The organism is Massilia rubra (genome assembly GCF_011682065.1).
GTDB lineage: Bacteria > Pseudomonadota > Gammaproteobacteria > Burkholderiales > Burkholderiaceae_D > Telluria_A > Telluria_A rubra.
Genome location: NZ_VUYU01000007.1, coordinates 143,810 through 165,655 on the forward strand (window position 1 = coordinate 143,810; position 21,846 = coordinate 165,655).

General features: G+C 60.1%; 19 protein-coding genes, 4 tRNA genes and 1 pseudogene. 15 read left to right on the forward strand and 9 right to left on the reverse strand.

The window, feature by feature from the left end; genetic code table 11:
• Window positions 1-3 precede the first annotated feature (3 nt).
• From holA to F0185_RS12870, 9 genes are all read left to right on the forward strand, one after another.
• Window positions 4-1,020, forward strand: a complete 1,017-nt coding sequence (gene holA / locus F0185_RS12830; protein WP_167224948.1) for a DNA polymerase III subunit delta — start codon at window positions 4-6, stop codon at window positions 1,018-1,020.
• Window positions 1,021-1,057: 37 nt separating this feature from the next.
• Window positions 1,058-2,350, forward strand: a complete 1,293-nt coding sequence (locus F0185_RS12835) for a glutamate-5-semialdehyde dehydrogenase (protein WP_370664008.1) — start codon at window positions 1,058-1,060, stop codon at window positions 2,348-2,350.
• Window positions 2,351-2,365: 15 nt separating this feature from the next.
• Complete coding sequence (locus F0185_RS12840; protein WP_167224952.1) at window positions 2,366-2,776, forward strand: CopD family protein; 411 nt, start codon at window positions 2,366-2,368, stop codon at window positions 2,774-2,776.
• A 10-nt stretch (window positions 2,777-2,786) separates the two neighbouring features.
• Window positions 2,787-3,386: a 2-hydroxychromene-2-carboxylate isomerase gene (locus F0185_RS12845; protein WP_167224954.1), complete on the forward strand. Its 600-nt coding sequence runs from the start codon at window positions 2,787-2,789 to the stop codon at window positions 3,384-3,386.
• 194 nt (window positions 3,387-3,580) lie between these two features.
• Window positions 3,581-4,783, forward strand: a complete 1,203-nt coding sequence (locus F0185_RS12850; protein ID WP_373888462.1) for a THUMP domain-containing class I SAM-dependent RNA methyltransferase — start codon at window positions 3,581-3,583, stop codon at window positions 4,781-4,783.
• A gap of 2 nt (window positions 4,784-4,785) precedes the next feature.
• On the forward strand, window positions 4,786-6,066 hold the full coding sequence (locus F0185_RS12855; protein ID WP_167224956.1) for a multidrug effflux MFS transporter: 1,281 nt from the start codon (window positions 4,786-4,788) through the stop codon (window positions 6,064-6,066).
• A gap of 331 nt (window positions 6,067-6,397) precedes the next feature.
• Complete coding sequence (locus F0185_RS12860; protein ID WP_167224957.1) at window positions 6,398-8,629, forward strand: putative bifunctional diguanylate cyclase/phosphodiesterase; 2,232 nt, start codon at window positions 6,398-6,400, stop codon at window positions 8,627-8,629.
• Between the two features lie 88 nt (window positions 8,630-8,717).
• A complete protein-coding gene (locus tag F0185_RS12865) occupies window positions 8,718-9,950 on the forward strand; it encodes a putative DNA modification/repair radical SAM protein (RefSeq protein ID WP_167224959.1) in 1,233 nt (410 codons plus the stop codon).
• Window positions 9,926-11,407 carry a UdgX family uracil-DNA binding protein gene (locus F0185_RS12870; RefSeq protein WP_167224961.1) on the forward strand — a complete coding sequence of 494 codons (1,482 nt, stop codon included), beginning with the start codon at window positions 9,926-9,928 and terminating at the stop codon, window positions 11,405-11,407. The genes F0185_RS12865 and F0185_RS12870 overlap by 25 nt, the downstream gene beginning before the upstream one ends.
• Window positions 11,408-11,433: 26 nt before the next feature.
• Here F0185_RS12870 and F0185_RS12875 read toward each other — a convergent pair whose 3' ends face one another.
• Window positions 11,434-12,558 (reverse strand): hypothetical protein, encoded by a 1,125-nt coding sequence (locus F0185_RS12875; protein WP_167224963.1) that lies wholly within the window; start codon window positions 12,556-12,558, stop codon window positions 11,434-11,436.
• A gap of 287 nt (window positions 12,559-12,845) precedes the next feature.
• Between F0185_RS12875 and F0185_RS12880 the strand changes: the two genes are divergently transcribed.
• Window positions 12,846-12,921: transfer RNA gene (locus F0185_RS12880), tRNA-Arg, on the forward strand.
• Between the two features lie 429 nt (window positions 12,922-13,350).
• On the opposite strand, the pseudogene F0185_RS12885 reads toward F0185_RS12880, so the two are convergent.
• The 3 genes and pseudogenes from F0185_RS12885 to F0185_RS12895 all read right to left on the reverse strand — a co-directional run.
• Window positions 13,351-13,713, reverse strand: a pseudogene (locus F0185_RS12885) (integrase core domain-containing protein); the annotation flags it as partial.
• Between the two features lie 300 nt (window positions 13,714-14,013).
• Window positions 14,014-14,090: transfer RNA gene (locus F0185_RS12890), tRNA-Asp, on the reverse strand.
• A gap of 50 nt (window positions 14,091-14,140) precedes the next feature.
• Window positions 14,141-14,216: transfer RNA gene (locus F0185_RS12895), tRNA-Val, on the reverse strand.
• A gap of 17 nt (window positions 14,217-14,233) precedes the next feature.
• On the opposite strand from F0185_RS12895, the gene F0185_RS12900 reads away from it, so the two are divergent.
• Window positions 14,234-15,853, forward strand: coding sequence for a hypothetical protein (locus F0185_RS12900; RefSeq protein WP_167224965.1), 1,620 nt, complete (start codon window positions 14,234-14,236; stop codon window positions 15,851-15,853).
• Between the two features lie 26 nt (window positions 15,854-15,879).
• On the opposite strand, the gene F0185_RS12905 is transcribed toward F0185_RS12900, so the two are convergent.
• Both F0185_RS12905 and F0185_RS12910 read right to left on the reverse strand, forming a co-directional pair.
• The gene (locus tag F0185_RS12905) at window positions 15,880-17,001 is read right to left on the reverse strand and encodes a DNA methyltransferase (RefSeq protein WP_167224967.1); all 1,122 of its coding nucleotides are present in this window, start codon (window positions 16,999-17,001) and stop codon (window positions 15,880-15,882) included.
• Window positions 17,001-18,281 (reverse strand): hypothetical protein, encoded by a 1,281-nt coding sequence (locus F0185_RS12910; RefSeq protein WP_167224969.1) that lies wholly within the window; start codon window positions 18,279-18,281, stop codon window positions 17,001-17,003. Before F0185_RS12910 ends, F0185_RS12905 begins: the two co-directional genes overlap by 1 nt.
• A gap of 298 nt (window positions 18,282-18,579) precedes the next feature.
• Between F0185_RS12910 and F0185_RS12915 the strand changes: the two genes are divergently transcribed.
• From F0185_RS12915 to F0185_RS12925, 3 genes are all read left to right on the forward strand, one after another.
• Window positions 18,580-18,653: transfer RNA gene (locus F0185_RS12915), tRNA-Gly, on the forward strand.
• Between the two features lie 93 nt (window positions 18,654-18,746).
• Complete coding sequence (locus tag F0185_RS12920; RefSeq protein WP_167224971.1) at window positions 18,747-19,208, forward strand: hypothetical protein; 462 nt, start codon at window positions 18,747-18,749, stop codon at window positions 19,206-19,208.
• Window positions 19,209-19,228: 20 nt separating this feature from the next.
• On the forward strand, window positions 19,229-19,651 hold the full coding sequence (locus F0185_RS12925) for a hypothetical protein (protein ID WP_167224973.1): 423 nt from the start codon (window positions 19,229-19,231) through the stop codon (window positions 19,649-19,651).
• Between the two features lie 78 nt (window positions 19,652-19,729).
• Here F0185_RS12925 and F0185_RS12930 read toward each other — a convergent pair whose 3' ends face one another.
• The 3 genes from F0185_RS12930 to F0185_RS12940 form a co-directional block, all read right to left on the reverse strand.
• Window positions 19,730-20,374: a hypothetical protein gene (locus F0185_RS12930; RefSeq protein WP_167224975.1), complete on the reverse strand. Its 645-nt coding sequence runs from the start codon at window positions 20,372-20,374 to the stop codon at window positions 19,730-19,732.
• Window positions 20,375-20,517: 143 nt separating this feature from the next.
• Complete coding sequence (locus tag F0185_RS12935; protein WP_167224977.1) at window positions 20,518-20,820, reverse strand: hypothetical protein; 303 nt, start codon at window positions 20,818-20,820, stop codon at window positions 20,518-20,520.
• Window positions 20,820-21,533: a LexA family transcriptional regulator gene (locus F0185_RS12940; RefSeq protein ID WP_167224979.1), complete on the reverse strand. Its 714-nt coding sequence runs from the start codon at window positions 21,531-21,533 to the stop codon at window positions 20,820-20,822. The genes F0185_RS12935 and F0185_RS12940 overlap by 1 nt, the downstream gene beginning before the upstream one ends.
• A gap of 88 nt (window positions 21,534-21,621) precedes the next feature.
• On the opposite strand from F0185_RS12940, the gene F0185_RS12945 reads away from it, so the two are divergent.
• Entirely contained in the window at window positions 21,622-21,834 is a 213-nt protein-coding gene (locus F0185_RS12945) for a helix-turn-helix domain-containing protein (RefSeq protein ID WP_167224981.1), read from the forward strand.
• The last annotated feature ends 12 nt before the right edge of the window (window positions 21,835-21,846 follow it).

Below are 21,846 nucleotides of genomic sequence, written 5' to 3' on the forward strand. Positions count from 1 at the left end.
GCGATGCAGCTGAGGATTGACGCGCTCGAAGGGCACCTGGCCAAGACGATCGCGCCGCTGTACGTGATCGCCAGCGACGAGCATCTGCTGGCGCTGGAGGCGGCCGACAAGATCCGCCGCGCCGCGCGCGCCAACGGTTACTCCGAACGCGACGTGCTGACGGTGGAGCGCACCTTCAAATGGGGCGAGCTGCTGGCCGCCAACCAGGCCTTGTCGCTGTTCGGCGACAAGAAGCTGATCGAACTGCGCATCCCGACCGGCAAACCGGGCAAGGATGGCGGGGCGGCGCTGCAAAGCTACGCCAAGGATCTCAGTCCCGACAACCTCACGCTGATCACCCTGCCCAAGCTCGATTGGCAGACCGCCAAGGCGGCCTGGGTGGGCGCGCTGCAGCAGGCCGCCGTGTACATCGAAATTCCCTCAATCGAACGCCCCCAGCTGCCCGGCTGGATCGGCACGCGCCTGGCCGCGCACGGCCTCTCCGCCGACCGCCAGTCGCTCGACTTCATCGCCGACCGGGTCGAAGGCAACCTGCTGGCGGCGCACCAGGAGATTCAAAAGCTCGCGCTGCTGCATGACCCCGGCAAGCTGACCTTCGAGCAGGTGCACGACGCGGTGCTCAACGTGGCGCGCTATGATGTGTTCAAGCTGTCCGAGGCCATGCTGGCGGGCGATTGCGCCCGCCTGGTGCGCATGCTCGAAGGCCTGAAAGGCGAAGGCGAGGCGCTGCCGCTGGTTTTATGGGCGGTCGCCGAAGAAATCCGTACGCTGTTAAAATTGAAATCCGGGATGGCGCAGGGACGGCCGCTCGGCGTGCTGCTCAAGGAACACCGCATCTGGGGTCCGCGTGAACGCATGATGGAACCTGCGCTGCGCCGCATCTCGTTGCCAATCCTGGAAGGCGCGATGCGCGACGCCGCGCAGGTCGACAAAATGATCAAGGGCCTGCGCGCCAAAGGCTTCGCCGGCGACGCCTGGGATGCGATGCTGCAGCTGGCCTTGAAAGTAACGCGCGGATAGAACGCAGCGGCACGCTACCATGGTGCCGGCGCGATCGATGCGCTTCACCTACGTAGACGAGATAATGAACATTACCGAATACATGCAACAGGTCGGCCAGCGCGCCCGCGCCGCTTCGCGCGCGATGGCAAGGTCCGACAGCGCCACGCGCAACCGCGCATTGCTGCTGATCGCCGACGCCATCGTGCGCGACAGCGCGCTGCTGCGCGCCGCCAATCAGCTCGACCTCGATGGCGCCGCCGCCGCCGGCCTGGCGCCGGCCATGCTGGACCGCCTGCAGCTGTCGGACAAGGCCATCGACACCATGGTCGAAGGCTTGCGCCAGATCGTCTCGCTGACCGACCCGATTGGCGAAATCTCGAACATGAAGTTCCGCCCGAGCGGCATCCAGGTGGGCCAGATGCGCGTGCCGCTGGGCGTGATCGGCATCATCTACGAAGCGCGCCCCAACGTCACGGTCGACGCGGCGGGGCTGTGCATCAAGAGCGGCAACGCGACCATCCTGCGCGGCGGCTCCGAAGCGATCAACTGCAACCGCGCGCTGGCCAAAATCGTGGCCGAGGGCCTGGCCGGCGCCGGCTTGCCGGCCGACGGCGTGCAGATCGTCGACACCACCGACCGCGCCGCCGTCGGCGCGCTGATCACCATGCCCGAGTATGTGGACGTGATCGTGCCGCGCGGCGGCAAAAGCCTGATCGCGCGCCTGATCGCCGAAGCCACGGTCCCGATGATCAAGCACCTGGACGGCATCTGCCACGTCTACATCGATACCAAGGCCGACCTGGAAAAAGCGGTGGCGATCGCGTTTAACGCCAAGTGCCACCGCTACGGCACCTGCAACACCATGGAAACCCTGCTCATCGCGCGCGCCATCGCGCCCACCGTGCTGCCACGCCTGGCGGCGCTGTACGCGGGCAAGGAAGTCGAACTGCGCGCCGATCCCGAATCGTTCGCGCTGCTGGCGGGTTACCCGCACCTGGTGGCGGCCGTGGAAGAAGACTGGTCCACCGAATACCTGGCGCCGGTCCTGTCGATCAAGCTGGTGGACGGCCTGGATGCGGCGATCGACCATATCAACACCTATTCGTCGAAGCACACCGAAGCGATCATCACCGAAGACTACAGCGACGCGCTGCGCTTCCTGCGCGAAGTCGATTCGGCCTCGGTGATGGTGAACGCCTCGACCCGTTTTGCCGACGGTTTCGAGTATGGCCTGGGCGCCGAAATCGGCATTTCCAACGACAAGCTGCACGCGCGCGGCCCGGTCGGGCTGGAAGGCCTGACGTCGCTCAAGTACGTGGTGTTCGGCCACGGCGAAGTGCGCCCTTAACTACTTTGGATTGCCATGCTCTGGATTAAAGCGTTTCACATCGTCTTCATCGCCTCGTGGTTTGCCGGGCTGTTTTACCTGCCGCGCATTTTCGTCAACCTGGCGCAGGAAACCGAAACGGTGGCCACCGCGCGCTTGCTGCTGATGGCGCGCAAGCTGCTGCGCTTTACCACCATGCTGGCGGTGCCGGCGGTGCTGCTGGGGGTCTGGCTGTGGCTCGGATATGGCTTCAAAGGCGGCTGGATGCATGCCAAGCTGACGCTGGTGTTGCTGGTGATCGGTTACCACCACGCCTGCGGCTCGCTCCTGAAAAAATTCGAGAACGGTGTCAATAAACGCAGCCATGTGTGGTTCCGCTATTTCAACGAGGTGCCGGTGCTGCTGCTGACCGCCATCGTGATCCTGGTCGTGGTCAAACCCTTCTGACGGGGGCTTCATGAGTAAAACGGTTCAGTATTTTTTCGCGCCGCAGTCGCCGTGGGCGTATCTGGGACACGAGCGCTTTGTCGCCATGGCGCAGGCGCGCGGGGCGCTGATCGACATCAAGCCTTTCGACCTGGGCAAGGTGTTCAGCGTGTCGGGCGGGCTGCCGCTGGCCAAGCGTGCGCCGCAGCGCCAGGCCTACCGCCTGCAGGAACTGGCGCGCTGGTCGAAGCATCTGGGCTTGCCGCTGATTGCGCATCCGACGTTTTTCCCGGTGCCGCCCGATGCGGCGGCGCGTTTGATCATCGCCGCGCGCACCAGCCTGGGCGCCGAGGCGGCGCTGGGACTGACCGGCGCGATCATGCGCGCGCTGTGGGCCGAGGACAGGAATATCTCGGACGAAGACACGCTGGCGCAGGTCGCCAGCGCCTGCGGGCTCGATGGGAAGATGCTGGTCAAGTCGTCGGCCACGGCCGGCGTGCAGGAACAGTACGACCGCAACACCGATGAAGCCATGGCCGCCAGCGTATTCGGGGTGCCGTGGTACGTGGTTGACGGGGAGGGGTTCTGGGGACAGGACCGGCTCGATTTTGTTGAGCGGGCGCTCTCTTAGCACTTGAAACGCAATCTTTAGAGGTCGGCTGCAGAGTCCCGTCGTTCCCGCGAAGGCGGGAATCCATAGCACCTCCGCTAAGCACATGTGCTATGGATTCCCGCCTTCGCGGGAAAGACGAAGGATAGTGGCTCAAACAGCTACACCGGTATTAGCAACAAACGATTTTTCACAACGGACAAAGGGTTCACCACATGCCATCATTTTTCTGCCCATGCCCACGCGGCATGGAAGCGGCGCTTGCCGAAGAACTGGGCGAAATCGCCCTGACCAGCACCACCATGAAAGTGCACAACCAGGTTCCTGGCGGCGTGCACTGCTCGGGCGACCAGACTGACGCTTACCGCATCAACCTGCACTCGCGCATCGCCTCGCGCGTGCTGATGCGCATGGCGCACGCCAGCTACGCCAACGAGAACGACATCTACGACCTGGTCCTGGCCCAGCCCTGGGAAGACTGGTTCGGGGTCGACCACACCATCCGCGTCGACGTCACCGCCGTCAAGTCGCCCCTGCGCAGCCTGGAATTCACCACGCTCAAGATCAAGGACGCCATCTGCGACCGCTTCCGCGACCAGTTCGACAAGCGCCCGTCGGTCAACACGCGCGAGCCGGACATGCGCATCGTCGGATTTCTCGACAACCGCAACTTCACGGTCTACCTGGACACCTCCGGCGAAGCCCTGTTCAAGCGCGGCTGGCGTGAAGAAACCGGCGACGCGCCGCTGCGCGAGAACCTCGCCGCCGGCATGCTGCGCGTCTCCGGCTGGAAGCCGGGCACGGTGCTGTTCGACCCGATGTGCGGCTCGGGCACCATCCTGATCGAAGCGGCCCAGATGGTGCAGGGTATTCCGCCTGGCGCGCGCCGCAGTTTCGCGTTCGAGAAATTCCATAACTTCGTGGCCGCCCCGTGGCAGGACATGAAGAACGCGATCAAGCCGCTACCGCTGCCAAGCGAGCCAACCATCTTCGGCAGCGACATCTCGGGCGACATGGTCGCCATGACGCGCCATAACCTGAAAATCGCCGGCATCATGTTCGACGTGCCGCTCAAGCAGATCGAGGCCCAGGAAGTGAAGGCGCCGACCGAGCAGCCGGGCATCCTCTTGACCAACCCGCCGTACGGCGAGCGGATCGGCGTGCGCGGCGACAGCACCATCCCGGCCGACGACATGTCGGTCGCATTCTACTCGGCGCTGGGCACCACGCTCAAGCAGCGCTTCGCCGGCTGGACCGTGTTCCTGTTCACCGCCGACCTGACCTTGCCGAAGCTCCTGCGCCTGAAAGAAGCGCGCAAGACGCCATTCTTCAACGGCGCCCTCGAATGCCGCCTGTTCAGGTTCGACATGGTGGCAGGCTACAACCGGCGCGAAGAAGCCAAGCCAAAACCGGAGTAAGCATGTTCCCCAGTCCGCCGCCCAACCTGCCGCCGGACCCCGTCACGCCGGTGCCGCTGCCGCCCGTGACGCGGCGCGCGGTTCCCGGGATGGTGGGCCTGGCGACCCTGCTGGCCGGGCTGTCGATGTTGGGACCGTTCTCGATCGACGCCTACCTGCCGGCCTTCCCCAACATCCAGGCGTCGCTGGGCGCGACCCCGATCGAAGTCCAGCAAACCCTGACCGCCTACATGCTCGCTTTTGCCGGCATGGTGCTGTGGCATGGCGCGCTGGCCGACGCCTTCGGGCGCCGCAACGTGGTGCTGTGCGCGCTGGTGGTGTTCGCCATCGGCACCTTCGGCTGCGCCGCCTCGCATTCGGTGCACTACCTGTGGATCTTCCGGATCATGCAGGGCGTCTCCGCCGGGGCCGGGGTGGTGGTGGGACGCGCCATCATCCGCGACCTGTACGACGATGCGCCGGCGGCGCGCCTGCTCTCCCTGGTGACGATGATTTTCACGATCGCGCCGGCCATTGCGCCCATCCTGGGCGGCTGGATCGTTACCTATTCCGACTGGCGCACCATCTTCCTGGTGCTGCTGGCCTACAGCGTGATCCTGTTCGTGTACTGCTACCGGCGCCTGCCCGAAACGCTGCCGCCTGACAAACGCCAGGCCTTCAATCCGCGCTACCTGTGGCAGAACTACAGCGCCATTTTCAGCTCGCCCCTGTTCCACATGAAGGCCGGCATCGTGGCCCTCAACTTCGCCGGCCTGTTCTTGTACATCTCGGCCGCGCCGGTGGCGCTGCCAATGCACCTGCGCCTGGGTCCCGACCAATTCGGATGGCTGTTCATTCCCTCGGTGGCCGGCATCTTCCTGGGCGCGCTCACGGCCAACCGCATCGCCGGCAAAATGAGCTTCGCGCGCCAGATCGGCATCGGTTTCGGCTTCCTGCTCACGGCCGCCAGCGCCAATCTGTTGTATCACAGCGTCTTTACACCGGCGCTGCCGTGGAGCGTGGCGCCGATGTTTTTCTACACCTTCGGCATGTCGCTGATCGCGCCCGGCGCCACCCTGCTCGCGCTCGACCTGTTCCCGCATATCCGCGGCACGGTCGCCTCGTGCCAGTCGTTCGCCGTCACCCTGCTGGGCGCACTGGTGGCGGGCGTGATCGCGCCGTTCCTGTCGCACTCGATGCTGTGGCTGGCCATGGGCCAGGTCGGTTTCGCCTTGTGCGCGCTCGGCTTGTGGGTGGCCTCGCGCATGTATCACCGCAGGCGTCCGGCGGCCCTGGAATCGTGACGCGCGGCGCCACTTGACAATAAAAAGTTTTGCTTTGAGTAACGTTCCTCGGGTCAACATTCGTGCATATATGCTAAGATAGCCGTTTTTAAAACCTGACACGCTGCCCAAATCCCGCGCGCGACAGGCGTATTTGATTTTTCGTCGTGGTCGCATCGCGTTGCGCGCCACCTCCAACCATCGACCATTTGGCGGCAGTTTTCGACACCATGCAGCATTCGGACAACGATCTTCGCAAGCGGCCCGGGCACGCCCCGGCGCCCCTGTTTCCCGCACCTGCGGGGCAAGTGCGCGTTGCGGGTGCGGACGATGGATTCCGTTTAAGGTTCCAATGAACGACAATCCCGCCAGCGCGCTGTCGCAGACCGATGCTTCTATCAGCGAGGCCGATGCCCAGGCGCAGCCGCGCATCCTGCTGATCGACGACGAGCCGCGCCTGCTGTCGGCACTGCACGAGCTGCTGCGCGACCGCGGTTTCGAGCTGGTGACCGCCAGGAGCGGCGCCGAGGCGCTGGCGCAACTGAGCGCGCGCCGCTTCGACCTGGTGCTGCTCGACCTGCGCCTGCCCGACATGAGCGGCCATGAGATCATGGACTTCATCAACGAGCGCGAGATCGACGCCGACGTGATCGTGATGAGCGGCGACGTCGGCATCGAGGCGGCCATCGGCGCCCTCAAGCGCGGCGCCTACGATTACCTGCGCAAGCCCTACAGCCGCGAAGAGATGCTCAAGACGGTCGGCAACGCGCTCCAGCAGCGCAGCCTGGCGCTGGACAACGAGCGCATCGCCTCGCAGCTGGAAAACTCCGAAAAGCTGTACCGCTACCTGGTCGACAGTTCGCCCGACATCATCTACACCCTCAATCACGAGGGGCGCTTCACCTTCATCAACGACCGCGCCTTCCAGTTGCTCGGCTTTGCGCGCGAAGACCTGATCGGCCAGCACTACACGATCCTGGTGCACGATGAAGACCTCGAACGCGCGCGCTACGCCTTCAACGAGCGCCGCGTCGACGAACGGGCCTCGCGCAACGTCGAACTGCGCCTGAAGTGCCATGCGCGCGCCGGCCAGGACCGCCAGTTCAACACCACCCTGATGACCATCTCGCTCAATTCGATGGGCATGCATGTGCCGGATAACGACGTCAGGAAGCTCGAGTTCTACGGCACCTACGGCGTGGCGCGCGATATCACCGACCGCAAGCGCGCCGAAGAAGTCATCTCGTACCAGGCTTACCACGACATCCTGACCGACCTGCCGAACCGCATGCTGTTCAAGGACCGCCTCGGGCTGGCCATCATCCAGGCCAAGCGCAAACTGACCGAGCTGGCCGTGATGTTCATCGACCTCGATCGCTTCAAGCTGGTGAACGACACGCTCGGCCACGTCAAGGGCGACGAGCTGCTGCAGCAGGTCGCGCTGCGCCTGAAGCAATGCCTGCGCGACGGAGACACCCTGGCGCGCCAGGGCGGCGACGAATTTACCATCGTGCTGCCGGAACTGGCCGGACGCGCCGAAGCAAAAGCGATCGCCGAGCAATTCCTGGCCTGCCTGCACCTGCCGTTCGACCTCGATGGGCACCAGGTGCACATTTCGGCCAGCATCGGCATTGCGATTTATCCGGGCGACGGCGAGTCGATCGACGAGCTGCTGCGCCATGCCGACATCGCGATGTACCAGGTCAAGGCGCTGGGCAAGAACGGCCAGAGTTTTTATCACAACTCGATGCTCGACGTGTCGCACCAGAAGATCGCGCTCGAACAGAGCCTGCGCAAGGCGCTCGAGCAGAACGAGCTGGAAATGTACTACCAGCCGCAGATCGACGTGATCACCGGCCGCATCATCGGCGCCGAAGGGCTGATGCGCTGGAACCATCCGCAGCGCGGCCTGTTGACCGCCAACGAGTTCCTGCCGTTCGCCGAAGACAATGGCCTGATGCTGCCGATTTCGGACTGGATGCTGGGCGCCCTGTGCCGCGACATGCTGGTCTGGAACGAGAACGGCGGCGAAGCGATTCGCCTGTCGCTCAATTTGTCGCCGCAATACCTCGACCGCGGCGACTTTTTCGAGAAGATGCGCGGCGCGCTGCTGCGCTACGGGATTTCGCCGGCCCAGATCGAAGTCGAAATCACCGAAAACATCTGCATCCGCAATCCGCAGTACGCGATCGAGCAGTTGAACAAGCTGTGCCAGCTGGGCGTATCGGTGGCGATCGACGATTTCGGCACCGGTTACTCCTCGCTGTCCTACCTGCACCGCTTCCCGATCCACACGATCAAGATCGACCAGTCGTTTGTGAAGGAAATCCACGACGAGCAGGGGCATTATCCGGTCATCCTGGCGATCATTTCGATCGCGCGCGGCTTGGGCCTGCATTTGATCGCCGAAGGGGTGGAAACCGAGGTGCAGGCGCGCTACCTTAAGTCGAACGGTTGCCTGACCATGCAGGGCTACCTGTTCCACCATCCGGTTTCGCTAGGCAGCTTCCTGGAAGTGCTGCGGGAACAGGAAGTCCAACTGGCGGCCTGCCGCGCCACCTTGCCGCAGGCCAAGCGCGCGTAGCAATCCCGCACAGGCGCGCCGCGCGCGTGCCCCCGTCCATGGGAATGGTGTACCATACTGTATATATATACAGTTGAGCGCCAAGCCCATGGAACTGACCGACAAGCTCGAAATCCTCGCCGACGCGGCCAAATACGACGCCTCCTGCGCCAGCAGCGGCGCGCCCAAGCGCTCGTCCGAGGGCAAGGACGGCATCGGCGCCACCAACGGCATGGGTATTTGCCACAGCTATACGCCGGACGGGCGCTGCGTGTCCCTGCTCAAGATCCTGCTGACCAATTTCTGCGTCTACGACTGCCAGTATTGCGTCAACCGGCGCACCTCCAACGTGCCGCGCGCGCGGTTTTCGGTCGCTGAAGTGGTCAAGCTGACGGTCGACTTTTACCTGCGCAACTATATCGATGGCTTGTTCCTCAGTTCCGGCATCATCCAGTCGGCCGACTACACCATGGAGCAATTGGTGGCCATCGCGCGGCAGTTGCGTGAAGTCCACAATTTCCGTGGCTACATCCACCTCAAGACCATTCCCGATGCCGACGCCGCCCTGATCGCCGCCGCCGGCAAGTATGCCGACCGGCTCAGCGTCAACATCGAACTGCCGACCGAGGGCAGCATCACGCGCCTGGCGCCCGAAAAAAGCGTGCACACCATCAAGCTGGCGATGGGCTCGATCCGCCGCAAGCTCGACGAAAAGGCGCAGGAGCCGCGCGCGCCCAGGTTCGCGCCGGCCGGGCAGAGCACCCAGATGATCGTCGGCGCCGACGCCAGCGACGACCAGACCATTCTTAACACCGCCGAAACCCTGTACGGCAGCTACAAGCTCAAGCGCGTCTACTATTCGGCCTTCAGCCCGATCCCGCAAAGCCCCGACTCGGTGCCGGCGGCGCCCCCGCCCATGCAGCGCGAGCACCGCTTGTACCAGGCCGACTTTCTCATGCGCAGCTACGGTTTCAACGCGGCCGAACTGTTGCCGGCGGCCGGCAACCTGGCGCTCGACATCGATCCCAAGCTGGCCTGGGCGCTGGCGCACCGCGAGCATTTTCCGATGGACCTCAACATGGCTGAAGAAACGATGATCGCGCGCGTGCCAGGGATCGGCCTGCGCAACGCCAAACGGCTGGTGGAACTGCGCCGCCTGCGCCGCATCCGCTACGCCGACCTGACCCGCCTGCGTTGCAGCATGAAAAAGATCGCCCCGTTCATCGTCACGGCCGACTACCGGCCGGCCTCGGACACCACCGCGTCCGAGGTGTTGCGCCGCTCAATGGCCGAGCACTCACCACGGCAGCTGGATTTATGGGCGGAACTGCAGGCGGCGTAAGCGCGGCCGCGTCGGCTGCGGCCGGGCGACCGGTGCTGGTCCACTCCTTCGAGCAGTGGCGCCACGCCGCGCGCGACTTGCTGGCGCACAAAGTGCCGCCCCATGCGGTGCAATGGATTTCGCACAAGGATGACGGCGACTTGTTTTCGCAGGGCGCGGAACCGCCGGCCACGGATGCGGTCCAACCTCACAGCAAGTCCACCATGCGCATACCGCGCCAGTTGATGGACATGCTGCAAAGCGCGGCTTGCTGCCGCGTGCCGAACCGCTGGGCGTTTTTGTACCTGGTGCTGTGGCGCTGGCAGCAGGGCGAAAAAGACGTGCTCTCGGCCGCCGACGAAGACGGCGCCCGCCTGCACGCCATGGCCAAGGCGGTGCACCGCGAGGAACATGACATGCATGCCTATATCCGTTTTCGCGAGCGCCGCGAAGACGCCGGTCCGCCCCGTTTCGTGGCCTGGTTCGAGCCGGCCCACGATGTGCTGCCGCAGGTGGCGCGCCACTTCGCCAGCCGCATGGGCAAGGTCACGTGGATGATCGCCACGCCCGAGGCCAGCGTGCTGTGGGACGGCGCCACCCTGCACAGCACCGGCCCGCTGATGCGCGGCCCGGAAGACATCGACGACGCCGGCGAAGCTTTATGGCTCACCTATTACCGCAGCATCTTCAACCCGGCGCGCCTGAATGCCGACCTGATGCACGGACACATCCCCACGCGCTTCTGGAAAAACCTGCCCGAAGGCGCGCTGGTGCCCGAGATGGTGTCGCAGGCGGCAGCCGGCGCGCGCAGGGTGGGGCAGACCCACAGCGTGGGGCAGCGTGGCGGCACCGTCATTCCCATCAGTGCCGACAAGGCCCAGCCGCAGCGCGACGCGCCCAGCACGCTCGACCAGTGCCGCCGTTGCGAGCTGTGGCAGCACGCGACCCAGGCGGTCGGTGGCGTCGGCCCGGTCGAGGCACGCATCATGCTGGTGGGCGAACAGCCGGGCGACCAGGAAGACCTGGCCGGGCTGCCCTTCGTCGGTCCGGCCGGGCAACTGCTGGACCGGGCCATGGCCAAGGCCGAGCTGGACCGGCGCACGATCTACCTCACCAATGCCGTCAAACATTTCAAGTGGGAACCGCGCGGCAAGCGGCGCATGCACAAGACCCCGGCCCAGCGCGAGGTGGACGCCTGCGCTTACTGGCTGGGCAGCGAGCTCGCGCAGGTCCAGCCCGAGGTCGTCGTCGCCCTGGGCAGCACCGCGCTCAAGGCGGTGACGGGCAATCCGCACGCCACGCTCAAGGAGGTGCTGGGCAAGCCCTTCCTGCACGAGGGGCGCTGGGTGGTGGTGGTCTACCACCCGTCCTACATCCTGCGCGTGCCGGGCGAGGACATGAAGGTGCAAGCCTTCGGCGTGCTGGTCGACGGCTTTCGCCAGGCGCGCGAACTGGCGGCGCCGGCGCCAGTGCCATGAGGGCGCGCCGATAGCGACACGGGGCCTCACACCATCGGCCGCAAGCCGCCCACGCGGGCGCCGATGCAGCGCACCAGCGCATGGCTTGCCGCATAACAGGCCATCACGATGGCGCCCACCAGCGCATAACACAGCGGTCCCGGCTGTTGCATCAGGCGGTGGCCGAACAGGTCGGCGCCTATCGCTGTGAGCAGCATCATCAAAGGAAAATGAAACAGGAAGGCCACGCTGGCGCTGTCGGCCAGATGGCGGTTCAGCCTGGCGAAGAAGGAGGGCGCCGCGCCGCGCGCCGCCGGCACCATCGGGCTGCGGTAGAGCACGCTGGCGACGGCGGCAAATCCCAAGCCGACGATCACGTACTTCCAGAGCATCAGCAGTTGCCCCCAGGGAGCCGGCAAGAGGTCGGTGCGGGCGCCGGCCAGGCGCGAAAACAAGATCGCCGCCGCCAGCAAGCCCCAGGCCGCCAGCGGGTGGAGCAGGGGCCGGGGCCACGGCCCGCGCAGGCCGACCGCCACGCCGAGCAGCCAGACCGTCAGCCAGGGCCAGAACGTCGGCGGCATCCAGATCACCAGGCCCAGCAGCATCGCCGCGCCGCCCGCCAGGGGCCACGGCGCGTGGCTGCGCCATGCGCGCCGCAGCACAAGCAGCAGGCAGCAGGACCACCACAGGTAGGCGTACAGATACAGCATGCCGTTGCTGCCGAAGGTAGGCGCCAGGGCCGGTTGCAGCATGAACAGATTGCTGTAAAAAGCGGACCAGCTGAGGGTGACGGTGCTAAAGGCGGGAAAGTCGGAGTACAAGCCCGAGCCGTTGAAAAAATGCACGCCGGCCAGGTCGAGCAGGCCGCCCAGGGCCAGCACCGGCACCAGCGCCAGGTGCGAGCGCCACCAGCGCGCGAGCAGCGCACGATCGCCCTGCGCGGTCGGCATGTGGCGCAAGAACAGGCCGACGAAGATGCCGTTGATCACGAAAAACACGGCGAAGGATTCGTGCCCGAGGCCGGTGAGGAAATAGAATGCCTGGTCGATGTGCGAGCGCACCCGCATGGCGTCGTAGTCGACGAACATGAGGAAGCGCTCGTGATAGACGAGCGCCATCAGGGCGCTGATCCACAGGGATGTGTCGAGAAATATTACAAAGCGTCTGTTCATGTCGCGCTCCTTCGCAAGGCCAGGACGGTAGCCCGGCGGCCCATTGTCTATGCATGTGATCGGCGCTCGTTTGTGGTGCGACAAAGTCGCAGGCCTCCACCGGATAGTTGCAGTGACACGCTGCAAGTGTCGAAAACCGCCCGGTGCCGGGCGGGACGGGCCTGGCGGGGCCGGGATCAGGGGGCAAGATGGCGAATGGATCGAAAACCCTTGGGTGCGGGGCGGCGGGGAGCTTATAATGCCTGCGACCGTTCAGGTCGTTCAAGCGTCCGAATCGGACCAGGAATGCGGCTGTAGCTCAATGGATAGAGTATTGGCCTCCGAAGCCAAGGGTTGTGGGTTCGATCCCCGCCAGCCGCACCACCTCAAAAAGTTATCGTTTTCCATCCTCATTTGGCAGTTGCGTGGCAGTTGCAGCGCCGGCAGGCTGGCGCGTTCCTCGTTTGTTGCATTGCTCGTTGATGCACGATGGGACACATTCCATGTATACCACAGACGGTCTGTAGCAGGCCTCTGGCATTGAGGTGAATGGACCTGCTGAGGAAAGAGGCGTTTTAGCATAGGATAGGTAACAGCGCCCTACCGACAAAATATTTCTATATTTGCAAGCCGTGAACCCAGTTGACCAGCTTTGTTTTTCAGTAAGCGATCTCATTGATCATGTTGAGGTCGGGCCGGCGCATGTCCCTTTGGCGCTGCTGGGAGAGTTCAAAAAGGATGTGGCTAAGTTCTTGAAAGGGACGAGCCGTGATATCGGAAATTTGCACGCTAGTTGTCGCCTAAATACGATTTTTACGCTGCTTTTTTGAGTGCTTGATTTTTCTCCTTTTTGGTGACGGCTTCCGTGACACTTTTTTCGAGATTGAGGTGTACGGTCGTAACTGGCGCCCAGCTTCGCGTATCGCCACTCCAGCGCTCCGGGCGCGCGGCCTTGGCCGCTTCATAGACCTCGGCGCGTTTGCGTAGCAGCGCGCCGTCCAGGCCCGAGTGACGCTGTGCCGGCGTAACGAATTGGATAGCGCTGTGACGGTGTTCCTCGTTGTACCAGCGCACGAACGTGCCGACCCACTGCCTTGCGGCCATGAGGCTTTCAAATGAACCCTGCGGGTAGGCTGGGCGGTACTTGAGCGTTTTGAAGAGGCTTTCGCTGAAGGGGATATGTTATCAAACACATATCCCCTTATATGTTGCGGCCAAAGATATGTTGCGCGAGGCGCAGAACGCCGGGATCCGCAGAGGAGTGTTAGCTCAGCTGGTAGAGCAGCGGACTTTTAATCCGTTGGTCGCAGGTTCGAATCCCGCACGGCCTACCACGAATGTGCATCATAATGCCTCTATGAGGAGCTACGAGAAATTGTAGCTCCTTTTTTTGTGCTCTGGGCAACTCTGCATGGCCATTGCGAACTACTCACCGCAATAGAAAAAGGGCCCGAAAAATTTCGGGCCCTTCGATGTTGGCGGAGCGGACGGGACTCGAACCCGCGACCCCCGACGTGACAGGCCGGTATTCTAACCAACTGAACTACCACTCCATATTGCTTTGATCGGTAAAACTGATCTCAAAACCAATCCTTGGTAATGCTGGTGGGCGCTGAGAGGCTCGAACTCCCGACCTAAGCCTTGTAAGGGCTCCGCTCTACCAACTGAGCTAAGCGCCCCACTACCAGGGATGCACATGACGTTTGTCACCACGTCTAGCGCGAAGCCGCATTCTATATGTTCGCTTTGCTTGCGGCAAGTGTTATTTGTAAATAGCGCCTCCGGTGTGGATGCGCTTGGCCACGGAACCCCTTGCTTCGCAGCCGGGTTCCCTACGTCCGAAAAAGGTGGCAGGAAAAATTTACCTATGTCAACATTGTTGCCACACTACTTCTGGGCCACAACAATGACATTTTCCGGGAAACTGCCTGGCAAAACCGCTTACTCTGGGATTCGACGACCGACTACCCGATCAGCTGGGGTAACTTCACATGGGACCTCTACTGGTGGCCAATGGGACGAACGCCAATCTAAGCAATATAGCCTCGTCGCAGGTGTTGAATTATGCTTTCAATTCGAAATCCCGCCCCACGTACAAGGTCAGTGGATCGCTTTTGGTGGTTGGTTTTTGGCCACAGGTGACGTAGATGTAACAATTGACAGTCCTTTTCCAAAATTTACGCTTTCACCGCCACGTGCGCCCGACTGGTCCAAAATGGGTAGTATGTGGCAGGGTTCAGGCGCAGCCTGCGTTGCAACGCTCGCTGTGAAAGCGAGGTCTAACACAACGTTCACGGTCTGGAATTTTGCCTGTGGAATCGTTCGGAATCCAGGTTGCTTTTCGGGTAGCGGATTTGTTGAATGCGATGGAGGCAGTTATCTCCAGAGGATGCACGATCTTTCCCCTGAGGCGCACCTTTGGGAGCAGGAAGGTGCAGTTTCGCTCCATTTAAGTCAAGACACCGCCCTGGATTTGAGCGATGGGGAACCGATCACTGTGAAGTCCTGCAATCGGTGCGGACGATTCCTGCCGGTAAATTTCCAGAATGAAAGGGCCACACTAAGCTTCTCCAATCACTGCGTCGCTAACCGACCTTGCAAACATCCTCTTTTTGGCGCCCCGCGTCATATTAAAACCGGAGAAGCAATTCAGCTGGAGTACGGATTCCAGCTCGAATGCAGGTATTGTAAGAAGTACTGTGTCAATTGGATGCATAACAGGCAACGAACTGCCGCACAGATGAAGGAAGACGGCGCCCGCCGGAGATTTTTTGAGTTGCTTATTGCAGAGTTGTTTCAGGAGAGCAAGCAGCTTGCATACAAGGAAAAAAACGGCAGAGAATTGGCCGATTACATCTGGAATAAGTTTGAGAAAAAGTGTTTTAGCTGCGGGGACGACCTGCCTCGCGTGAATGATATGCATCTGGACCACACTCGCCCACTTGCTTTGCTGTGGCCGCTAGACGAAACTGCAACGGCGCTTTGCGGACCTTGTAATAGTTCGAAAAGCGACAAATTTCCCTCTGACTTTTATGAGAAGCCAGCGTTGGAAATACTTAGCAAAATTACAGGAATTCCCCTTGTGGAACTGGAAACACCGGCGCCGAATATGGTCGTGGTTAACGAGCTTATAGCTAACTTGGAATGGTTCTTTTCGGAATTCTTAACTTGCGAAGTCATGACTAAAGAACGTGACGGAAAGGTTGCCGCTGAGTTAGTGGTCAAGGCGCTCCAGAAAACCCTTGATCGATGCCCCTCCGGAGCACCCATCGATCTCCGTGCCGAATACGAGCGCCGGCTGTCAAACCAGAGATAGGCTAAACTGGTCAGGGCATAAAATATCTATTTCTTTTTTAGAACAAGGTATTGATGCCCTGTTACGCTGCCTTTATCCCTAATGCCATGACTTTCACAATGGTCGACGGATTCAGTGTAGCGATCAAGAATGGAAAACTTATCTTCTGCAAGCAATGCTAGTTCGGTCGCCATATCGCATTTTTTACTGAATCCCAAATGGAGAACAACAAGTCCATCATCTTTTAGATGCTTGCTGAATTGATCGAAAATTGTCAAGTAAATGGACAAATTCTTTTTCTGAGTTACTTCAACAAAGTTCTGCGATTCCGTATCGAAATCGGATCTAGCCCAACCACAAAACCAATAGCGCATCCAGTTGGTCATGTAAAAGCGCGTAGAGTCAAAAAACGGGGGGGAAGTGATTATCGCATCGACTTGAGTAATCTGCTCAGGCCATGGCTCACAAATATCTGCTTGATAGCATCGGCCCGGTTTGAAGTTGCTTGGAATTTCGACGGCAAGACTCTTATTTACTTTTGTGGAAAGTTTCTCAACAACCGATTTATAGATATATTCGCCAGTTGGGGCGTAGGGCGTAATGGGATGGCTATTTCGACTGAGCGCGTACGGCCTATTCCCGTGGAGGATATGCAGCATGCATGACATCACAAGGTGCCATTCCGCTGTATCTGCCTTGTTCTTGGCGAAAAATTCTCGGGCGCTCAATACTTCCATATACGTTTCAGGATGAAAATATTCAGAGAGCTTGCCGTTAAACTGCACTGTGCCGGCATCATCTAAGGTCTTTTGCGACGGCGGTACTGTCTTGATCCACTTCGCAAGTTCATCCAAGAGATATTTGACTTTTTCAGCATCGGGACGCATCAATTTCGCGTTCGATAATGCAACTCCTAGGAGCGCAATATCCAATCCCAAGCCTACACGCCCCATTAGGGAAGCCTCAAAGGGGATCGTGCCGGAGCCGCTAAACGGATCCAAAATAACGTCGTTTTCCTTTGAAAATGCGCCAACAAGATGGTGAGCCAATGCAGGCTTCATTTTTGCTTGGTAGGAGCAAACGGAATGAAGTGGGCTGCCCCAGTTTCGCTTAGAATAAGGCAATGCTTGGTGTGGCATTGCGTCTTTAAATTCGTTCCAAATGCGCATTAGTTCTTTATCTTCCTGAGGACAATAAGCGACTGCGAAAGTTTCGTTTGATCCTTCGAAGTACGCGTGCGTAATCGTATAGTTTCGACATGCTGCAAGCCAATGTCTTCCCCGATTGCTGCAAGTATTTCGTGTGTTGGTACGTGAACGCCACCGTATCGGCTGTCGCCAATATCGATGCAGAGAACTCCATTTAATCGGCAATTTTTCGATAACGATTTAAGGACAACTTGCATATCTTCAAAGTAGCCTGCAACCATTCTCGGGATTCGCATGTCATACGCATTTTCTTCAAGTTTGGCAACGAGTTCGCGCACTGTCTCGTTCACATGGACGCGACCCTGTGTCTTCGCGACATCGTTTATTCCAGAAGTTATCGCTAAGTTTCGGAAACTGCGCAATGCATTTTTCTCACCTAAAAAACGACCGTACCACAGCTCTAGTTTTGTATTGCGAAAATAATTTGTGCCATTGAGATATGGCGGGCTCGTTATGACGCCATCCGCTAGAAAATCCGGACACATACCCAACTCTTTGGCATTTGACGTTAGTAATTTAATTGATCCAACAAGGTCGGGCGACGCCAGGCAGTCATTTGCAATCACTATCAGATGTTTTCCGACCTCTGCTACAAGGTCGGGGATCCCTTTGGCAAGCTCCTTCTCAGTTTTATACCGGACATCGCCTGCCCGCTTTAGCAACGAGCAGATGACAATCTTCGACATCACGGAGACGCTTAAAAGCATTCCCAACAAAGGATCTTGCTTGCCTATCTGGTCGTTGACGGTTCTGATTGCAAGCAGTGAACGAAAGGTACCTTCATCAAAGAATATGCTAGAGCCAAAGTTATTTTGGTAGTCTTTTAGTAATAATTCATCAGATGGAGCTGCGGCAATTTTTTCCGCTATTGAATCGCTAAGAGCCAACAACCGAGATCGAACCGCTATCCTTTCTGTCCGGGGCAAGTTACCAACTGCCATTTTGGCAGAAATGACGAGTCGCATCGCCGGATTTACTTCGCAATAGCCGCAGTCGATTCCGAGGCCTGCAAGTACAATTGGCGCTGTTCCCGTTCCGGCAAATGGCTCGATGATGCGACGTGCTCCGGGAATATACTGCGTCAGCATGTGTTTCACGAATTCGGAGGAGAAGCCCTCGAGATATGGGTACCAATCGTGAAAGGGTTCGCCCTTACCGCCGCTGTGTGTCGTGTGACGGGCTTCTATTTCATCGCGCGGAAAATCCAACGCAAACTGTTGATCTTGCTTCATCAATTTCATGCTAACTCGATTGCCCTAATGTAATTTTTCGCAAGCTTGTTGGCGAGCGCACGACTTGACCATGTTGAGTACGCCTGCCAAGGCTGGGCCAGCCTCAGCACAACATGACAGTATACGTGATGGTCATCGACCGGGCTACAGGAATGTGGTCACATCCGTGTGATCCCCAGGACCTACGCAGCAAGCGTACTGTCGAAGCCATCACAGCGAGCGCGAGGTAGCCATTCCCATTTTCCATCACAGATACGGTGTCTGAAATTTGTCAAACACGCTAGAACCCGCGTAGAATGCAGGTGTCGCGGGTGTAGCTCAATGGTAGAGCAGAAGCTTCCCAAGCTTACGACGAGGGTTCGATTCCCTTCACCCGCTCCAGTGACCTCAGTACCGAATCGTCTGTCCTGACGGCATACGATTCCACTTGGCATGGCTAGAATCTGGTTTCCGTTCATGCGAACGAAAGGATCCATGCACCCCTTTGCGATATTGCTCTACGCCGCCCTTAGCCTGATACTCTTCAGCGCAGCTATTCCTGCCCATGCATGCAAACTTGCTGAGGAAGCGTACGACCTCAAAGCATTTTTGGCCAAAAAAGATCCCAAGCAAGTCGTGTTCCTTGGAAAAGTAACGTCGGTCGTATCGCTGCCAGCATCGCCTTTGCTGCTTGTTGATCAACAAATGGAGTTCGAAACGACGCACTGGTGGCGCGGAACGCCCAGGAAATTCGTGTCCGGAAGCGGGTACGTTGAAAAGCCAACGGGTTCAAGCTGCGATGGTGTGTTTGATTTCTCGGTCGAGGCTGGTGCAGAATGGCTGATCGTCGGCTACGTCGAGGGCGGGCGCGTGCATCCAATGCGCATGCTGAGCAAGCGCCTGGCGAACGGCGACATGCCAAAGGATGCGCTGCGCATCCTCGACGCCCATCAGTGAATCCCTATCTTAAGGTCAGCATGAAGACAATCTCCAGTATGTCGCTGTGGCTCGCGGCACTGATGTGCTTTCCCGCCACTGCCACGGCATGCACGCCGGCAGGGAAATTTACGCCTTACACTGTCGAGCAGCTCTACAACATCGCCGCCCATGTGGTGTACGCAGAGGGCGGCGAATTGGTGCACTCCCCCAACGGCGAGCGCGTCACCGTCAAGGTTCTGGAGCATTTCAAAGGGCCGCAACTCGACAGCGTGCCTGCCTACGAAAGTAGCTGCGACCGGCAACCGCAAATTGGCGTCGCCGGAGTGCATTTTCTTGATCCAAACGGCAAAGGGCACGTGATGGCGTATCCGAGCGGCCAGAGCGTGGAGCAGATCCTGGCATCGTTGCGCCGCATCAAAGCCGACGCCGCTGCCGGCAAGACGCCCGCCACAGCGCAATAACGGCAACCGGCCTGCACCCGCTCCAGTCAATGAACATGTGGCGCACCTGTCCACCTGTCCCCATATCAGCCTGTCTGCTCAGCTGGCGCGAAACTGCCCGATGCCATGGCGTTCGCCTTTGTGCTCCAGGAACTCGCTCACCTGCCTGACGTATCGCTGGCGATAGCGCGATGTCAATTCGGCCAGCATCGCGTTGATGGTCGAACGCTCGTCTGCCGTGAGCCACTCTCCCAGATCCCTGAGCAAATACGTCATCGCGTTTTGATTATGAAGCATGTGTTCCGGACGGGTCCTTGTCCATGTGGTACAGAAGAGCGCGCTGCGTATCAGTTGGCCGCGTTCCTGCAAAGGGAGCTTGTCGTCGGCCTCGTAGTCGCGCAGCGCTCGCTGGGCCGCGAGCCACCTCATTTTTTCAACCGACACGCGGCGCCAGTAAAAAAGCAGCGCGGTAGTGGTCAGCAGCGCATAAAAGGGGAGCGGGCCCCAGAAAATCATGATGTTGAACGCAAACAAACCCACGCCCACCCACCATACCGGCATGACCAGTCCGATTCTTGGCTGCATTGCTAAAAAAAACTCGGCCCCGCCGCCAATGCCGAGCGTAAGCGCTGCCAGGACAAAGGGCGTGCCAACGTAGGAAAATGTCGGGAAAAGCGCGCAAAAACCATAGAACAAGGCGGCGATTATTCCGAGCACGACAGCGGCTTCGAGATTGAAGATCATGGGGATGAGCGCAGTGCTGGTAAGGAGATGATGTAAAGATGATGCTGACTTTATGCATTATAACGTGCAGATAAGCAATAATCATGGCGGAGGGGCCCGACGCGGGACGGTACGCGAACCTGTCGGACCCGATTCCAGGTGAGCTAGAACGGCAATTGACCGGTATCCGCGGATGTTGCATCGAGATCGATCTCGACAAATGCCACATGCTCCAGCTGCACCAGCGCCAGCAATTCGCTGGTCTGGAACGTGGCGAAAGAGCGAAAACCGTTGTCTTCAATCGACACCAGCATGATCGGCAATGCCGGGAAATACGGCTGCAGCCGTACCAGCAGCGCCGGCCCGCGTTCGGGCAGCGTGTCGATGGAGTCGACCAGCACGATCGCCAGCACCAGGCCGCCCACCGTGATGCAGGCCGACTTCATCGGCCCGGCGCGCACGCGCATCAGATACGGTCGCTTTCCTTGCGCACCACGCGCCCCACGATAATGCAGTCGCTGCCGCGGCACACCTTGCGATGGTACTTGCGCTTGTCGGAATTGTCGGACTCCAGCCACCAGTCGCCGGCGTCGCGCGAGAGCCTCTTTACCACGGCCTCGCCTTCGTAGTTGACCGCGAACACAGCGCCGTCGGCCGGCCGGTTATCGGCCGTGTTGATGACGATGATATCGCCGTCATACAAGGTCGGCTCCATGCTCTCGCCCTTGACCCGCGTGGCCACCAGGCGCTCGGCCACATAGTGGTTGCGTCCGACCCAGCCGGCGTCGAGCGGCAAGGTGGCCCCGGCGTCGTGCTCGGGGTCGGCCTGGAAACCGCTGATGCCGGCCGACAGGCGCAAGGTCACCATCTTGATCTTGACGAAGCGCGGATCGCCGTCTTCCGGAACCACGACGGGCTGCATGCGCGCCAGGCTGGCGCCATCTGCCCCATCTGCACCACGGCGCGCCATCGGCCCGGTGCCTTCGTGCAGCCACTCGAAGGCCACATTGCACGCGCTCGCCAGGGCGGCCAGGGTGGCGGCCTCGGGACCGCGCGCGCCGCTGCGGTTGAGGATACGGTTAATGGTCGGCTGCGGGACGCCGGAGGCGCGCGAGAGCGCGCTTTGCGACTGGAACCCGGCTTCTTCCATCGCTTGTGTGAGTCGGTCTGAGATAGTCATGGAGGCGATTATACACGTGCGGATAGAAATGACCAGAAAAATACGAGAGTGGATTGCACATCTATTCGATTGCGTATAGAATGTGTATATGGATAAAGATATCTCCACCCTGTTACGGGAAATCAAAGACGCTACCGGGTGGACGGAAATGCGCATTGCCACGGCCCTGGGAACAACCCAGCCGACCGTCAACCGTATCCTGAACGGTCAGGCGGAATGCAAAATCGCCACTTTCCACGCGATCTGCGCGCTCCACGCGCTGAAATGTCCTCATGCCCGCACAAGCGGATCGATGAACTGACCTGAGGCAAAC